The sequence below is a fragment of the Lentzea pudingi genome (genome assembly GCF_014646255.1).
In the GTDB taxonomy this organism is placed as follows: domain Bacteria; phylum Actinomycetota; class Actinomycetes; order Mycobacteriales; family Pseudonocardiaceae; genus Lentzea; species Lentzea pudingi.
This window is the reverse complement of record NZ_BMNC01000003.1, coordinates 270,799-287,249: the sequence shown is the minus strand read 5'-3', so window position 1 is coordinate 287,249 and position 16,451 is coordinate 270,799. Positions and strand designations below refer to the sequence as shown.

At 68.9% G+C, this 16,451-nt stretch carries 13 protein-coding genes; 11 read left to right on the top strand and 2 right to left on the bottom strand.

Annotated features, from left to right (window positions below; translation table 11 throughout):
- Positions 1-4: 4 nt before the first annotated feature.
- Complete coding sequence (locus IEY88_RS12270) at positions 5-1,210, bottom strand: multidrug effflux MFS transporter (RefSeq protein WP_229693306.1); 1,206 nt, start codon at positions 1,208-1,210, stop codon at positions 5-7.
- A gap of 54 nt (positions 1,211-1,264) precedes the next feature.
- Between IEY88_RS12270 and IEY88_RS12265 the strand changes: the two genes are divergently transcribed.
- Entirely contained in the window at positions 1,265-1,741 is a 477-nt protein-coding gene (locus IEY88_RS12265; protein ID WP_189154820.1) for a MarR family winged helix-turn-helix transcriptional regulator, read from the top strand.
- Between the two features lie 240 nt (positions 1,742-1,981).
- Here the strand turns inward: IEY88_RS12265 and IEY88_RS12260 are convergent, their stop codons facing one another.
- A complete protein-coding gene (locus tag IEY88_RS12260) occupies positions 1,982-2,965 on the bottom strand; it encodes a hypothetical protein (protein ID WP_189154819.1) in 984 nt (327 codons plus the stop codon).
- Positions 2,966-3,526: 561 nt separating this feature from the next.
- On the opposite strand from IEY88_RS12260, the gene IEY88_RS12255 reads away from it, so the two are divergent.
- The 10 genes from IEY88_RS12255 to IEY88_RS12210 all read left to right on the top strand — a co-directional run bounded on the left by IEY88_RS12255 (position 3,527) and on the right by IEY88_RS12210 (position 16,395).
- Positions 3,527-4,870 (top strand): glycoside hydrolase family 10 protein, encoded by a 1,344-nt coding sequence (locus IEY88_RS12255; RefSeq protein ID WP_189154818.1) that lies wholly within the window; start codon positions 3,527-3,529, stop codon positions 4,868-4,870.
- 302 nt (positions 4,871-5,172) lie between these two features.
- Entirely contained in the window at positions 5,173-6,873 is a 1,701-nt protein-coding gene (locus IEY88_RS12250; protein ID WP_189154817.1) for an RICIN domain-containing protein, read from the top strand.
- A gap of 82 nt (positions 6,874-6,955) precedes the next feature.
- Positions 6,956-8,131, top strand: a complete 1,176-nt coding sequence (locus tag IEY88_RS12245) for a right-handed parallel beta-helix repeat-containing protein (RefSeq protein ID WP_189154816.1) — start codon at positions 6,956-6,958, stop codon at positions 8,129-8,131.
- 190 nt (positions 8,132-8,321) lie between these two features.
- Positions 8,322-9,692, top strand: a complete 1,371-nt coding sequence (locus IEY88_RS12240) for a glycoside hydrolase family 43 protein (RefSeq protein ID WP_189154815.1) — start codon at positions 8,322-8,324, stop codon at positions 9,690-9,692.
- 11 nt (positions 9,693-9,703) lie between these two features.
- Positions 9,704-11,140, top strand: coding sequence for a family 43 glycosylhydrolase (locus IEY88_RS12235; protein WP_189154814.1), 1,437 nt, complete (start codon positions 9,704-9,706; stop codon positions 11,138-11,140).
- 4 nt (positions 11,141-11,144) lie between these two features.
- Positions 11,145-12,077 (top strand): arabinan endo-1,5-alpha-L-arabinosidase, encoded by a 933-nt coding sequence (locus IEY88_RS12230; RefSeq protein ID WP_189154813.1) that lies wholly within the window; start codon positions 11,145-11,147, stop codon positions 12,075-12,077.
- A 10-nt stretch (positions 12,078-12,087) separates the two neighbouring features.
- Positions 12,088-13,527: a family 43 glycosylhydrolase gene (locus IEY88_RS12225; RefSeq protein WP_189154812.1), complete on the top strand. Its 1,440-nt coding sequence runs from the start codon at positions 12,088-12,090 to the stop codon at positions 13,525-13,527.
- Positions 13,524-14,345, top strand: a complete 822-nt coding sequence (locus tag IEY88_RS12220) for a rhamnogalacturonan acetylesterase (protein WP_229693305.1) — start codon at positions 13,524-13,526, stop codon at positions 14,343-14,345. Before IEY88_RS12225 ends, IEY88_RS12220 begins: the two co-directional genes overlap by 4 nt.
- Positions 14,346-14,373: 28 nt before the next feature.
- The gene (locus tag IEY88_RS12215) at positions 14,374-15,210 is read left to right on the top strand and encodes a GDSL-type esterase/lipase family protein (RefSeq protein ID WP_229693304.1); all 837 of its coding nucleotides are present in this window, start codon (positions 14,374-14,376) and stop codon (positions 15,208-15,210) included.
- A 39-nt stretch (positions 15,211-15,249) separates the two neighbouring features.
- Positions 15,250-16,395 (top strand): hypothetical protein, encoded by a 1,146-nt coding sequence (locus tag IEY88_RS12210; RefSeq protein ID WP_189154811.1) that lies wholly within the window; start codon positions 15,250-15,252, stop codon positions 16,393-16,395.
- The last annotated feature ends 56 nt before the right edge of the window (positions 16,396-16,451 follow it).

Sequence of the window (16,451 nt, the reverse complement as noted above, 5' to 3'; positions counted from 1 at the left end):
TCTGTCAGACGGCGAGCGCTTCGACGGGTTCGGGGACGTCCCGTGAGGCGAGCAACCGGGAGGCGCAGACCGCGATGGCGGCGAGTACGGCGATGAGGATCGCCATCGGCAACGCGGAATGGGCGCTGCCGACGCTCACCAGCGGGGACACGGCCGCGCCGAGCCCGAACTGCGCGGCGCCCAGCACAGCCGATCCCGTGCCGGCAGCCCCCGGCACCGCGTCGAGCGCGAGGGCCGTGGCCGGGCCGAGGACGAAGCCGAGCGACGCCACCGCGAAGAAGATCGGCACCATCAGCCAGGCTGCGCTGATCGGCAGGAGCGCGAGGACCAGCAGCACCACGGCGGCGCCGAGCAGCCAGCTCGTGCCGATGGTGAGGACCCGGCGCGGGTGGCTGTGGCGCAGCAACCGGGACGCGGCCGCACTGCTCGCGATCAGCCCCAGTGCGTTGAGCGCGAACAGCACGCCGTAGCTGACCGGCCCCATCCCGATGACGACCTGGTACAGGAACGGCGATGCCGAGATGTAGGCCATCAGCACGGCGAACGAGAAGACGAACGTGGCCGTGGCGGCGAGGTAGGCGCGCCGGCCCAGTGCCCGGAACCCGCCTGCCTGCGCGGTACCGCGCCGTTCGCGCGGATGGGTCTCCCGCACGCCCACCGCCGAGCCGGCGAGCATCGCGACCGCCAGACCGGCGAGGACGAGCAGCACTCCCCGCCACCCGATCCCGTCGACCATCAGGCTGCCCAGCAGCGGCGCCACCACGGGCGCCACCCCGCTGACGATCATCATGAGGCTGAACGCACGCGCGGCGGCGCGTCCGGTGGCGAGGTCCGCGATGACCGCGCGGCCGATGACCATGCCGGCCGCCGCGGTCAGCCCCTGGACGAGACGGGCGCCGAGCAGGACCCCGATCGTGGGCGCGACGGCGGCGAGCACGCTGGCCGCCACGAACACCGCCGAGCCCGCCAGCAACGGCCCGCGCCTGCCCCACCGGTCCGAGAGCGGCCCGAAGACCAGCTGCCCCGCGGCGAGGCCGAGCAGGAACATCGTGAGCGTGAGCTGGATGGCCGTGTCGCTCGTCGCGAGTTCGGCGGCCATGCGCGGGAACGCGGGCAGGTAGAGGTCGATGCCGAACGGGGCGACGCTCGCCAGCAGGGCGAGCACGAGCAGGAGCGGCACGGGGATCGTGCTGCGGGACGGCGCGTTCACCACATCTCCTATCAACTGATAGCTATCAATCGACAGGAAAAGTACCATGGTCACGTGGACGAAGACCAAAAGGCCCGGTTGTTCGAGCTCGCCGACCTGATCGCCGCGGTCGGCCGCCAGATCCACGCCGCCAAGGAGGGCCTGAGCGAGGACCGGTGGTCAGCGCTGGACATCGCCGTGATGCGGTACATCGACCGCAACCCCGGCACGTCCGCCCGCGCCGCCGCCGACGCCACGCAGCAGATCTCCAGCAACTTCAGCCGCGCGCTGCGAGGCCTCGAGAGCAAGGGCCTCGTCCACCGCGAGGCCGACCAGGAGGACGCCCGCCGCGTCCGCCTCTACCCCACCGCCCGCGCGCAGGCGAACCTCCAGCGGCTGCACGGCATCTGGAGCGACCTGCTCGACGGCGTCGTGTCCGACGAGGACGAGGTCGACGGCATGATCACGACGTTGCGGCGCATGGAGGCGGGCCTTGCCGAGAAGGCGCTCGGCCGGTCGGCGCGGGGCGAGAAGGGCGGCGGGATCCAGTAGGCCGGGCCGGCGCGGGGCGCGAAGGGCGGCGGGGTCCAGCAGGCCGGGCCGGTGTGTCTCCGAGTGCGGTGGTTGCCGCCGCGGACGGGTGGTCACCGCTGCGGGCGGCGGAGGCCTCCAGGCCCCTGCCGGCAGCGCCCGCCACCACCCGCGTCCGGACCCGCCCCAGGTCAGCGCCACCAGGCCAGACCGTCGGCCCCCAGACCCCAATCCGCCCGAGCTGTCAGACCGCCCGCGCCGTCAGACCGCCCGCGCGATGGCGATGTTGCCCGACAACCGGTCCCCGGCCTCGTAGATCATGTACTCCCGGCCCTGGTACGTGCCGAACGACGGCGCGGCGGCCCGGCCGTTGTCCGGCGAACCCGCCAGCGAGTCGTGGAAGACGCCGAGGTGGTTGCGCTTGCCGAAGTCGAGACCGACCTCGGTGATGAGGATGTTGCCACCGCTGCCGATGTCGGTGTTGTAGACCACGTACACGCTGTTGTTGCGGAACAACAGGTGCGGTCCGCCGACGTTGACCGCGCCCACGTCCTGGTGCCGGACCAGCGGGGTCTGCGCGAACGTCCAGTCGCGGGCGTTGGCCGACCAGCCCCAGCCGATGTCGCGCCGGTTGGTGGTGTTGTTGAGCATGAACACCATGACGTACCGGGCGCCCCGGGACGGCAGGTCGTGCCGGAACACCCTGGCGTAGGAGGTCTCGGTCGTGCCGGCGGGGAGCAGGCGGGTGGACAGGACCTCCTTCTCGTAGGAGAAGTGGATGCCGTCGGCGGAGCTGGCGAGCCGGGTCACGGTGTTCTCGCCGTGGAAATACAGATACATGCGCTTGGCGTCGTCGTTCCACATGGCGTGCGGCGAGGACACGTGCGACACGCTGTACTCGCCGGGCCAGTTCCTCGTGATGATCGGGTTTCCGGCGTACTCGGTGAACTCCTCCTCCAGCGAGTTCGCGTACGCCAGGCAGATGCCGCCGGGGGCGTCGTGCGGCGCGTAGTAGAGGTAGTACGCGGCCAGGGCGCCGGAGATCCGGTTCTTCGTGCCGCGGATGGTCGGGAAGATGAGTTCGTTGGTGGGGTTGTAGCGGAGCTTGCTCTTCACCAGCGCGAGCCTGCGGTACCGGTAGTCCGGGAACCCGGCGGGCGCGGCGGCGGCGGTTCCCCCTGCGCTCGCTCCCAGCAGGGCCGCGCTCGCGGTGCCGATCAGCAGCTGACGGCGGTTCGGTGCCATGAGGGACGCTCCTTCGCGTTGGAGGGACTCCGCGTTTTCGGACCGTAGAGGCGAACCTGCGACGAAACAAGGTTGTAATACGAATTATCAGGGGACGCCCCCACGGGCCGTGGACGCTTCGGTCACGGTGACGCCGAGGCGTCCCGACTCGTCGAGATGCCCCGACTCCTCGACGGAATTCACGCCGTTCGCAGCGTGACGAACTACACCCGGTCGGCCCAGCGGCCGTCCCAAGCCCGTCAGTGCGTCGATTTTCGAAACTTTCACAAATTAGACCTCGCGCACCTCATTCACACCCCCGGCGACACATTGTCGATCATGCCGCCGACCTGTGCATTCGACGGATGTTCGACGGGCCGGGCATCTGATCATCCGGTTCAGCCCGGTGAACACCGGTGCGGGAGCTCCAGTGGAACGAGGGTTGATCGGACGTGCCGAGTCGGCTGTACTGCTTCGTGTTCCCAGTCGAACGGCGTGGATTTGGCGCAATCCACACCACTGGACTGTCGAGCGATTCCATTTCCACCCGTGCTCTCGCGGGTTTACCAGAAAGCGCCGAACATGACACTGACACCGAAGTCAGTCGCACGGATCTCACTCGTGTCCAGCCTCGTCCTCGCCGCTGCGGGCGCCGCGGTTCTCGCGGCGGCACCCGCCAGTGGCGCCGCCTCCACCCTCGGTGCGGCGGCCCAGCAGAGCGGCCGGTACTTCGGTACCGCGGTGGCCGCGAACAAGCTCGGCGACTCGACCTACGTGGGGATCCTGAACCGCGAGTTCGACATGGTCACGGCCGAGAACGAGATGAAGATGGACGCGACCGAGCCGAACCAGAACCAGTTCAGCTACGGCAACGCGGACCGGATCGTGAACCAGGCCCGCAATCAAGGTAAGCGGGTACGTGGACACGCGTTGGCGTGGCACTCGCAGCAGCCGGGCTGGATGCAGAACATGTCCGGCACGGCTCTGCGCAACGCGATGCTCAACCACGTGACGCAGGTCGCGACCTACTACCGCGGCAAGATCTACGCCTGGGACGTCGTCAACGAGGCGTTCGCCGACGGCAGCAGCGGCGGCCGTCGTGACTCCAACCTCCAGCGCACCGGCAACGACTGGATCGAGGCCGCCTTCCGCGCGGCCCGTGCCGCCGACCCCGGCGCGAAGCTCTGCTACAACGACTACAACACCGACAACTGGTCGCACGCCAAGACCCAGGGCGTCTACCGGATGGTGCAGGACTTCAGGTCCCGCGGCGTCCCGATCGACTGCGTCGGCTTCCAGGCCCACTTCAACAGCGGCAACCCGGTGCCGTCGAACTACCACACGACGCTGCAGAACTTCGCCGCGCTGGGCGTCGACGTGCAGATCACCGAGCTGGACATCGAGGGCTCCGGCAGCTCGCAGGCCCAGCAGTACCAGGGCGTCACGCAGGCCTGTCTCGCGGTCGCGCGCTGCACCGGCATCACGGTGTGGGGCATCCGCGACACCGACTCGTGGCGCGCGTCCGGCACCCCGCTGCTGTTCGACGGCAGCGGCAACAAGAAGGCCGCCTACACCTCGGTCCTCAACGCCCTGAACAACGGCACGGGCGGCACGACCCCGCCGACCAGCACCACGACGACGACGTCCAACCCCGGCGGCGGGGGCTGCACGGCGACGTACTCCGAGGGCGAGAAGTGGAACGACCGCTTCAACGGCAACGTCACGGTGACCGGTACGGACAACTGGATCGTCACGGTCACCGTCAGCTCGCCGCAGCGGATCATCGCCACCTGGAACACCAGCGCGAGCTGGGACTCCGCGAACGTGATGACCGCACGCCCCAACGGCAACGGCAACACGTTCGGCTTCACCGTCCAGCACGGCGGTAACTGGAACTGGCCCAGCGTCTCCTGCCGCGTCGCCTGATCCTCGGAAACAACCGGCCCTGTCGCAGACCCCCGAGTCTGCGGCAGGGCCTTTCGCTTTGATTCACGGTGGTGAACCGAAAATGTTCACGAGTGTGACCGCCCGAAATTTTTCCGACCCGATCGCGAATCCGTTCGACAGGCGCCGACCTGGACCTTCGATGAATTCGACCTCGAACATCGACCGGAAGCCGAATTACTTCGACGTTGACCCCGTCCGAAGAATGCTCTTAGCATCCGAAGCGAACCCCGCCACGCATCCGAAGTAAAACCCTTTCTCCAGCGTAGAGAAGTGGAGTCCCCATGGGCATTTCGGAACAGTCCGCGCACCGGGCGCGCCAACGCCGCGTCCGGGCCGGACTGGCGTCAGGCGGTGCCGTCGTCGCCCTCGTCACCACGCTCGCCCTGTGGCCCGGCCTCGCCGCGACCGCGAACGCCGCGGGCACCTACGAGCTCGAGAACGCGGGCAGCGGCCTGTGCCTCGACGCGGGCACGAGCCCGTCGAGCGGCACGCAGCTGCGGCAACAGGCCTGCGCCGGGCAGCAGTGGGTGCTGACCGACGTCAGCGGCGGCGTCCGGATCACGGCGGGTGGCCTGTGCGTCGGCGTGCGCGACGCGTCGACCAGCGCGGGCAAGCCGATCCAGCTCGAGGCGTGCACCGGTGCGACGAGCCAGGTCTGGGCGCTGACGCCGAACGGCGACAACCAGCGCCTGGTCAACGCCAACGGCGGCAAGTGCATGAACGTCAAGGACAACGCCACGACCCCAGGGGCGTTGGTGCAGACCAACTCCTGCGACAACGCCGCCACCAAGCAGTGGAGGCTCGCACCGGCCGGCGGACCGACCAGCACGACGACGACGACCACCACCACGACCACCACCGGCCCGACGACGACCACCACGACGAGCACGCCACCCGCCAACGCGCTGTACGTGTCGCCGACCGGCCAGGACAGCGCGGCCGGCACGATCTCCGACCCGACCACGCTGACGGCCGCACTCCCCCGCGTCGCCGCGGGCGGCACGATCTTCCTGCGCGGCGGCACCTACAGCTTCTCGCAGACGGTGACGATCCCGCCCACCAACAACGGAACGTCCGGCGCCCGCAAGAAGCTCGTGGCCTACCAGGGCGAGAAGCCCGTGCTGAACTTCTCGGCGCAGGCCGAGGACCCTGCCAACCGGGGTCTGGCCGTGAACGGCTCGTACTGGCACGTGCAGGGCGTCGTCGTCGAACGCGCCGGGGACAACGGCATCTTCGTCGGCGGCAGCAACAACATCTTCGAGCGCACGATCACCCGGTTCAACCGCGACACCGGCCTGCAGCTCTCGCGGATGCTGTCCACGACGCCAAAAGACCAGTGGCCGTCGAACAACCTGATCCTCAGCGCGGAGTCGCACGACAACGCCGACTCCGACGGGGAGGACGCCGACGGGTTCGCCGCCAAGCTCACGTCCGGGCCCGGCAACGTGTTCCGCTACTCCGTGGCGCACAACAACATCGACGACGGCTGGGACCTCTACACGAAGTCGGACACCGGGCCGATCGGCGCCGTCACCATCGAGGACTCGCTGGCGTACAAGAACGGCACCCTGAGCAACGGCGGCCAGGCCGGCAACGGCGACCGCAACGGGTTCAAGCTCGGCGGCGAGGACATCGGCGTCAACCACACGATCACCCGCACCATCGCCCACGACAACGGCAAGCACGGCTTCACCTACAACCGCAACCCCGGCTCCATGAGCGTGTCGAGCAACCTGAGCATCGACAACGACGAGCGCAACTTCTCGTTCGACGCGGGCAGTTCGGTGTTCCGCACCAACACGTCCTGCCGCAGCAGCAGCGGGAGCAACGACAAGGTCGTCGGCAACGCCGACTCCACCAACCAGTTCTGGTCGGGTACCAACGGTTCCCGGTGCTCCGGCTACAGCGGAGCCCTCGGCTGGTCGTTCGCTTCCGACGGCAGGCTCGTCGTCACCCTCGGCGGCAAGACCGTCGCGTTCTGACCACCGTCGCCACCCATCCCAGGCCGGGTCAGTGCGTCAGCCGCGCTGGCCCGGTCTGCGGGCCCCTGCCCGGGAGCAGAAGATGAAGCTGAGTTCTCTCGTCGCCGCGGCGGCCCTGTCCGCCAGTGCCGTGCTCGTACCGCTGCCGGCTGTCGCGGCGGCCTCCGCGCTGTACGTGGCGACCACCGGCAACGACAGCAACGCCGGCACGATCGCCGCACCGTTGAAGACCATCCAGAAGGCGGTCGACCTCGTCTCGGCGGGCGGCACCATCCACGTTCGCGGCGGCACCTACGCCCCGGCGACGAACATCCAGATCCTCGAGAACGGCACGCGGAGCGCGCCGATCACGCTGCGCGCGCACAACTCCGAGCGCGTGGTGATCGACGGCGAGAACATGCCGCACACGCCCGGCCCGGTCGGCTCGTCGATCCCGAGATCCGAGCGCGGGGCGATCCACATCGAGGGCGACTGGTGGCGGCTCATCGGCCTCGAGATCATCCACGGTCCGTACGGCATCTTCGGCCTCGACGTGAACAACACGGTCTTCGACCGGATCACCACGCGGGACAACTACGAGTCCGGCCTGCACATCGTGCTCGCGTCGAGCAACAACCAGATCCTGGACCTCGACAGCTCCGGCAACCGCGACCCGCGCAAGAACGGCGAGAGCGCGGACGGCCTGGCGATCAAGGAGGGCTCCGGCACCGGCAACGTGGTGCGGGGCGCCCGGCTGTGGAACAACTCCGACGACGGCCTGGACTTCTGGATGTTCTCCTCGCCGATCCTGGTGGAGAACAGCGTGGCGTGGGGCAACGGATTCAACCGCTGGAACCTCCCGGACTTCACCGGCGACGGCAACGGCTTCAAGCTCGGCGGCAACGCGGTGGCGGCCGGCCACACCGTGCGCAACAGCGCGGCGTGGGACAACGCCGCAGGCGGCTTCGTCGACAACAACAACCCCGGCCGGCACACGGTCGACCGCAGCACGGCGTGGGACAACCCCGGCACCGGGTTCGACTTCAGCCGCTCCTCCAGCACGCTGACGAAGAACCTGTCGGTGGCCAACGGCACCGCCGTGTCGCTCGGCTCCGGCTCCACCGGCAGCGGCAACTCGTGGAACACCGGCGGTTCCTGGCCGCTGCAGAGCACGGATCCGGGCGCCGTCACAGGCCCTCGCGACGCGGACGGGTCCATCCGGTCGTCCAGCTTCCTGCGACCCGCCAGCGGCGCCGACGTCGGTGTGCGCTTCCCCTGAACGACGTTCGACACGCATCGTCGAATCCCACGTCGAACGACGTTCGACTGTGGTCAGAGCAGGACCAGCCTGCTTGTTATCGCTAACTCGATCTTGATGGTCTGAAGCACTATTGCCAGGACTACACCGCTGGCCACATAGTGTTAACGCTAACTACCCGGAGCCTCTCAATGGTGCAAGGAGCCGGTCCATGCGTTTCTCCCTGCCGCGTGCCGCCCGTCCAGCACGAAGGCGCGTGCTGACAGCAGTCACGGCCGCGTTCGCCATCGGGGCGGGTGTCGTCGCCGCCGGTCCACCAGCGGCGGCCGCCGGTCCCGTGCCCCACTACGTGATGACCGCGTTCACGAACAGCAGCGAGTCGAACATGTACGTCTACGACTCGGCGAACGCGACCGGCTTCACCCAGGTCCGGGCCAACGCCTACACGCCGCCGTCGGGCCTGATCCGCGATCCCAGCGTCATCCGGCACACCGACGGCTACTACTACATCGTCCACACCACGAACTGGACGGGCGACACCATCGGCTTCGCCCGCAGCGCGGACTACGTGAGCTGGACGTTCCTGCGCACCGTCCGGGTAGGACTCAACGGCGCCACCGGCAGCACCTGGGCGCCGGAGTGGTTCAAGGACTCCGACGGCAGCGTGCACGTGATCTTCTCCGCGTCCACGGCGGGAACGGCGGGGCAGTTCCGCCCGTACCGGATCACCGCGACGAACTCGGACCTGTCGGCGTGGAGCAGCCCGGTGGCGCTCGGCATCCCGGCCAACTACATCGACAGCTTCCTGGTCAAGGTCGGTGGCACCTACCACAACTTCCTCAAGAACGAGACCACGAAGTACATCGAGCACGCGACCGCCACGTCGCCGAACGGGCCGTGGACGTTCGTCGGCACGGGCAACTGGGCGGGCTGGGGTTCCGGGCTCGAGGGACCCGCGCTCGTGCGGCTGCCCGACGGCCACTGGCGGATCTACTTCGACCAGTACGGCCAGCGGCGGTACTTCTACGCCGACAGCTCGAACCTCAGCGGTTTCGGCGCCAAGACCGAACTCACCGCGCTGTCGGGCACCGCACGGCACTTCACCGTGCTGCGGGAGGACTCCGGCGACGGCACGGCGGTGGCGACGGGGGCCAGGTCGCTGCGGTCGGTCAACTTCCCCGACCGGTACGCCCGCCACCGCGACAACCTCGGCTACGTCGAACCGGTGAGCTCGTCCAGCTCGCTCACCACGCGCCAGGACGCGACGTTCACCGTGGTAGCGGGTCTGGCGAACGCGAACTGCTATTCGTTGCGCTCGGTGAACTTCCCGGACCGCTACCTGCGGCACTACGGCTTCCGCGTCCGGCTGGACACGGGCACCGGCGACGCGGCTTTCGCCCGTGACGCCACGTTCTGCGGCCGGGCCGGTCTCGCGGGCGGCGGCAGCACGTCGTTCGAGTCGTACTCCCACCCCGGCCGGTACCTGCGCCACCAGAACAACGAACTGCGCGTCGACTGGCGCACCTCGGACTCGGCGTTCGTGGGTGACGCGTCCTTCACCGTCACCGCGCCACTGGCCTGAAAGGACAGTCGATGAAGACGGTTCTCCTCCGCCTCGCCGTGCTGGTGCTCGCCGCCGTGACCTGCGTGGCCGGGATGCCCGTGCCGCAGGCCGGTGCGACACCCGCGGTCCGATACACCAACCCGATCGCGGAACGGCGTGCCGATCCGCACATCTTCAAGCACACCGACGGCTTCTACTACTTCACCGCGACCGTGCCGGAGTACGACCGGATCGTCCTGCGCCGCGCGACCACGATCCAGGGCCTGGCCACGGCGCCGGAGACGGTGATCTGGCGCAAGCACACCAGCGGCGAGATGGGCGCCCACATCTGGGCGCCGGAGATCCACTTCATCAACGGCCGGTGGTACGTCTACTTCGCCGCGGGCCGCACCGACGACATCTGGCGCATCCGGATGTACGTGCTGGAGAGCTCGAGCGCCAACCCCGTGACCGGGTCGTGGACCGAACGCGGCCGCATCACGACCCCCTGGGACACCTTCTCCCTGGACGCGTCGACGTTCGTGCACAACGGGGTGCGTTACCTGACCTGGGCACAGCAGGAACCGGGCATCTCCACGAACTCGAACGTCTACCTGGCGCGCATGGGCGCGAACCCGTGGACGATCACCGGCACGGTGACCCGGCTGGTGGTGCCGACGCTCGCCTGGGAGACACGCGGGTTCAAGGTGGCGGAAGGGCCCGCGGTGTTGCAGCGCAACGGAAAGGTGTTCCTGACGTACTCGGCCAGCGCCACCGACGCGAACTACTGCCTCGGCCTGCTGACCGCGCCGGCGTCCGCGGACCTGCTCAACCCGGCGTCGTGGACCAAGAGCGCCAGCCCGGTCTTCGCCACCAACGCCGCCACCGGCCAGTACGGGCCCGGCCACAACTCGTTCACGGTGTCCGAGGACGGCACCAGCGACGTCATGGTCTACCACGACCGCAACTACCGCGACATCAGCGGTGATCCCCTCAACGACCCGAACCGCCGCACGCGCGTGCAGAAGGTCTACTACCGGGCCGATGGCACACCGGACTTCGGCATCCCGGTCCCCGACGGCGCGACGCCCGTGAGGCTCCGGTCCTACGCCGCCGCCGACCGCTTCGTGCGGCACTGGGAGTACCGCGCGCGGATGGAGGCGAACGTGTCTCCGCTGGCCGACTCGCAGTTCAAGCTCGTCACGGGGCTCGCGGGCTCCGGGGTGTCGCTCGAGTCGACCAACTTCCCGGGCTACTACCTGCGGCACCGCAACAACGAGGTGTGGGTCGAGCGCAACGACGGCACCGCGTTGTTCCGCAACGACGCCAGCTTCACCCAGCGCGCGGGACTCGCGGCGAGCTCGGCGGTGTCGTTCGAGTCGGTCAACTTCCCCGGTCTCCACCTCCGCACCAGCAACGGCCTGCTCGCCCTGCAAGCGGTCACCGACGCACAGGGACGGGCGGACGCGACGTTCGTATTGGAGTGACAGCATGAGGAGCATCGCGCTGGTCTTGGCAGCCGCCCTGATCGTCGTCACGGCACCACCCGCGGAGGCCTATCCCCTGCCGGGCCGCGTGACCGGTGACGTGAGCGTGCACGACCCGAGTGCCGTCAGACGCACCGACGGCAGCTACCTCGTGGCGCACACCGGCAACGGCATCGCGCTCAAGACCTCCACCGACCGGATCGCCTTCCGCAACGCGGGTTCGGCGTTCCCCGGCGGCGCGTCGTGGACCACGCCCTACACCGGCGGCAGCAGCAACCTCTGGGCACCGGACCTGTCCTATCGCGACGGCCGTTACTGGCTGTACTACTCGGCCTCGACGTTCGGCTCGAACCGGTCGGCGATCTTCCTCGCCACCAGTCCCAGCGGCAACTCCGGGACGTGGACCCACCGCGGGCTCGTCGTCGAGTCGCGGACGTCGGACGACTTCAACGCCATCGACCCCGATCTCGTCGTGGACGACCAGGGCCGCTGGTGGCTGAGTTTCGGCTCGTTCTGGTCCGGCATCAAGATGATCGCGCTCAACCCGTCGACCGGCTTGCGGTCGGACTCGACCCTCCGCTCCCTCGCGGGCAGGAACGGCGGTCCGATCGAGGCACCGAACATCGTCAAACACGGTGCCTACTACTACCTCTACGTCTCGTTCGACTACTGCTGCAGGGGCGCGTCCAGCACGTACCGCGTCATGGTGGGCCGTTCTACGAGCGTCACCGGCCCATACGTCGACCGCAACGGCACCGCCCTGACGTCCGGTGGTGGCACGGAGATCCTCGCCGGGCAAGGCAGCGTGCACGGGCCCGGCCATCAGGACGTGCTCGACGACGTCCTCGTCTACCACTACTACACCGACACCGGCGCGTCGCGGCTGGGCATCAACCTGCTGGCCCACGACTCGGCGGGCTGGCCGTTCCTGTGGTGAGGAGAAGACCATGAACTCGATCGGCAAGCTGGCTGCCGCGGTCGTCCTGCTGAGCGGCGTGACCGTGCCGGCGGTGGCGTTCGCCGCCGTCGTGGACACCAGCGCGTCGTACGCGTTGGTGAACCGCAACAGTGGCAAGGCCTTGGACGTCTACGACCTGTCCACCGCGGAGGGTGCCCGCATCTCGCAGTACGCGCGCAACGACGGCGCCTGGCAGCAGTGGCAGTTCGTCGACTCCGGCGGCGGCTTCTACCGGGTGAAGTCCCGGCACAGCGGTAAGGTCCTGGAGTTCCCGTCGACCGCGGACCGGGCCGGACTCGTGCAGACGACGGACGCCGGCCGCACCGGTCAGCAGTTCCGGCTGGCCGACTCGCCGGACGGGCACGTCCGGCTGGTCAACCGGGCGAGCGGCAAGGCCGTCGACCTCCTCGACTTCTCCTCCGCCAACGGCGCGCAGGTGATCCAGTGGCCCGACACCGGCGCCGCGAACCAGCAGTGGCAGCTGGTGAAGATCGGCGCCTCGGGCAACTTCACCAACCCGGTCAAGCGCAGCGGTCCCGATCCGTGGCTGCAGTTCCACAACGGCTACTACTACCTCGCCACCACGACGTGGAACTCGACGATCACCATGCGCCGGTCCCGCACGCTGGCGGGCCTGTCGAGCGCGGCGGACACCGTGGTGTTCAACCTGTCGGGACGGCCCAACGGGTGCTGCAACATGTGGGCACCGGAGTTCCACCTGCTGAACGGCCGCTGGTACCTGTACTACGTCGCCGGGCAGAACGTGCAGGACTACAACCCCACCCAGCGCCTGCACGTGCTGGAGAGCGCGGGCTCCGACCCGATGGGCCCGTACACGTTCAAGGCGGACCTGGGGACCACCTGGGAGCTGGACCCGAGCATCCTGCAGCACAACGGGAAGCTGTACCTGATGGGCAGCGCGATGGACGGCACCCAGAGCCTGACGATCACCCCGCTGTCCAACCCGTACACGACCAGCGGCGCGCGGCGCACGATCTCGCAGCCCACCCTCGCGTGGGAACGGCAGACCGCGCCGGTCAACGAGGGCGCGGAACCGTTGTACCGCAACGGCCGCACCATGATCGTGTACTCGGCCAGCGCCTGCTGGGGTCCCGACTACAAGCTCGGCCTGCTCACCCTCACCGGGTCCGACCCGCTCAACCGCGCGCACTGGACGAAGTCGCCCAACCCGGTGTTCCAGCGCAACGACGAGCACGGGGTGTTCGGTCCCGCGCACAACGGGTTCTTCAAATCTCCCGACGGCACCGAGGACTGGATCGTCTACCACGGAAACACCAGCGCCTCGGCCGGTTGCGGCATGGAACGGTCCACCCGCGCGCAGAAGTTCACCTGGAACGCCGACGGCACCCCGAACTTCGGCACCCCGGTCCCGCTCGGCGCCCAGCTCCCCGCACCGTCGGGCGAGTGACGCCCATCGAAGGGAAGTCCATGCTCCTCAAGCGCACCCCCGTCGTGCTCGCCGCGGCCCTGTCGCTGCTGGCCACAGCGGGACCTGTCGCGGCGGCGCCCGCTGTCACCGTGCACGTCACGGGAGACTCCACCGCCTCCACCTACACCTCGGCGCTGGCGCCCCGGGCCGGGTGGGGGCAGGCGCTGCCGGTGTTCCTCACCGGCGGCGTCGTCACGGCGAACGAGGCGCTGTCAGGTGCCAGCTCGAAGAGCTTCGTCGACCTCGGACGGCTCGACCGCATCCTGTCCAAGATCAAACGCGGTGACTACCTGCTCATCTCGTTCGGGCACAACGACCAGAAGAAGGAAGACCCGGCCCGCTACACCGAGCCGTCGACCACCTACAAGGCATACCTCTCCCAGTACGTCGACAGGAGCCGTGCCAAGGGAGCGAAGCCGGTGCTGGTCACGTCCGTCGAACGGCGCCGCTTCACCAGCACGGGTGCCGCCGCTCCCTCCCACGGCGCGTACCCGGCCGCGATGCGCGAACTGGCGGCGGCCAAGGGTGTTCCACTGATCGACCTGACCGCGTCCAGCACGGCGCTCTGGAACCGCGCGGGCGTCGAGGGGACGAAGAAGTACTTCCTGCACCTGCCGGCCGGGTCGCATCCCCACTACCCCGACGGGGTCGAGGACAACACGCACTTCCAGGCCGCCGGGGCGATCGAGGTGGCCCGGCTCGTCGCCACCGCACTACGTGACCAGCGCGTCCTGCCGCCCGGCTCGTTCCGCCACCTCACCGCGCCGGTCCCGCCGAGCGCGATCGTCTGGCCCTGAGAACACCCCTGCCTGTCTGGAGAGCCCTGTGAAGAAGCACTTCATGGCCCTGGCCGCGCTCGTCGTACTACCGCTGCTCACCGCCGCCAGTCCTGCTTCGGCCGAGGAACCCGCGTGCGCCCCTGCCGGCACAGCGACGACCCAGGCCGCGACGGTCAAGGTCTGGCTCGCCGGCGACTCGACGATGGCGGATCCGAGGACGAGCTGCCCGGTGGGCTGGGGCAACCGGTTCGGTCGGCTCTTCACCGGTGACGTCACCGTGGTGAACAGCGCGGTGGCCGGGCGGAGCATCCAGACGTGGCTGTACGAGGGAAACGTGCAGAACACCAAGGACACGGCGGGCGAGTGCGTGGTCAGCCCGAGGACGTTCCACCAGCGCTGGCAGGCCATGCTGGACCCCGCCGCCGGGATGAAGGCCGGCGACTACCTGATGGTCCAGTTCGGCATCAACGACGGCAGCCGCGACTGCCCGCGCCACGTCGGCAGCGCCCGGTACAAGGAACTCCTCGCGCTGATGGCGAGATCGGCCAAGGACCGAGGCGTCACGCCGATCTTCCTGACGCCGGTCTCCGCGATCAGGTGCAGCGGCAGCACGGCCGTCGCCACCCGCGGCTTCCTGACCGAAACCTTCGACGCGGCCCGGGCCGCCGGCGTGACCGTCATCGACCTGCACAAGCTGAGCTACACGCTCTACAACACGCTCAAGCTCTGCCCCAACGACGGTGACTACACCAAGGGCCCGGTCGGCGCCTTCTTCTGCGACGACCACACGCACTTCGAGGCCTCCGGTGCCGGGCAGATCGCCGGGGTCGTGGCCAAGGCCCTGCGAGACCAGCGCATCCCGCTGTCGAACCACCTCAGGTGAGACGGCCCGCCGCCGCACACACCGAAGAGGAGATCTCGCATGTTCCCAACCAGGTGGCGCGTCAGCGCGGCCGTGACGGCAGCGGCCGTGCTCGGCGGTCTCGCACCCGCGACTGCGGCGCCGCAGATCTTGGCGTGCGGTGACCGGACGTTCAACGCCGAGGCGGTGCTGAACGGCAGCACGTGGACCTCGCGCAACGGCAGCCGGACCGTCTACACGGGCACCGACATGCGGTCCGCCGTCCAGGCCGCCCTGGACAGCCTCACCGCGGGCCGCACGTCCAAGCAGTGGGTCCTGGTGCGCGGCAGCGGGACGGTGAGCGCGGGGTCCCGGATCTCGTTGCCCAGCTACACCGGCATCGACGTCTGCGGCACGATCGACGTCACCGGCACCGGTTCCGGCGACCAGGCCCCGATCTACTCCCGGGGCACCCGTGACGTCGAGGTGCGCTACCTCAGCGTCACCGGCCGCCCGCTGTACGGCATCTTCCTGCGCAACGTCGACAACGCCGTGCTCGGTCAGATCGACATGCGGCTGTCCGGTGGTCTGGGCGTGCGCATCGACAACCGCGGCAACACCAGCGTGCGCAGCCGGAACATCCGGATCGACAACGCGTTCGTGTCCGGCGCGAGCAGTCACGCCGTCGAGACCTACGGCGTGGACGGCCTCACGGTCGGCACCGTGACCGCCCGCAACGTCGGCGAGTCCGGGCTGCTGCTCAACGACACGATCAACGCCACCGTCGGCACGGTGGACGCGGAGAACGCGGGCGCGGGCACCGGGTACGCGGCCTTCCGCACCGCCAACCGCAACGGGCGCATCGGCAGCAGCTATCCCACGAACGTCCGAGTCGGCACGGTGCGGGCTCGTGGCGGCGGCCGGGGTGTCTTCTGCGTGTCGGAGAGCGGCGGACTGACCATCGACCGCCTCGACCTCGCGAACACCGGAAACAACGCGGTGCTGATCGAGAACTGCACCAACGTCACACTCGCGACGCAGAGCGGCACGGTGAACGGTGGTGGTGAGATCCGGCTGGCGGCGCGCTCGGAGTTCCCGAACAACCGCGACATCACCGTGCAGAACCTGACGGTCACCAACTCGGGGGTGCGCGAGAACCCTTGTGGCACCAACACGACGTTCCGCAACCTCACGTTGAACAACAGCACCTCGAACGTGTGTCCGTGACCCGATTGCGCGAGGGTGAACTGTCCCTTGCCGAGAACGCACTTGTCGTCACGCCG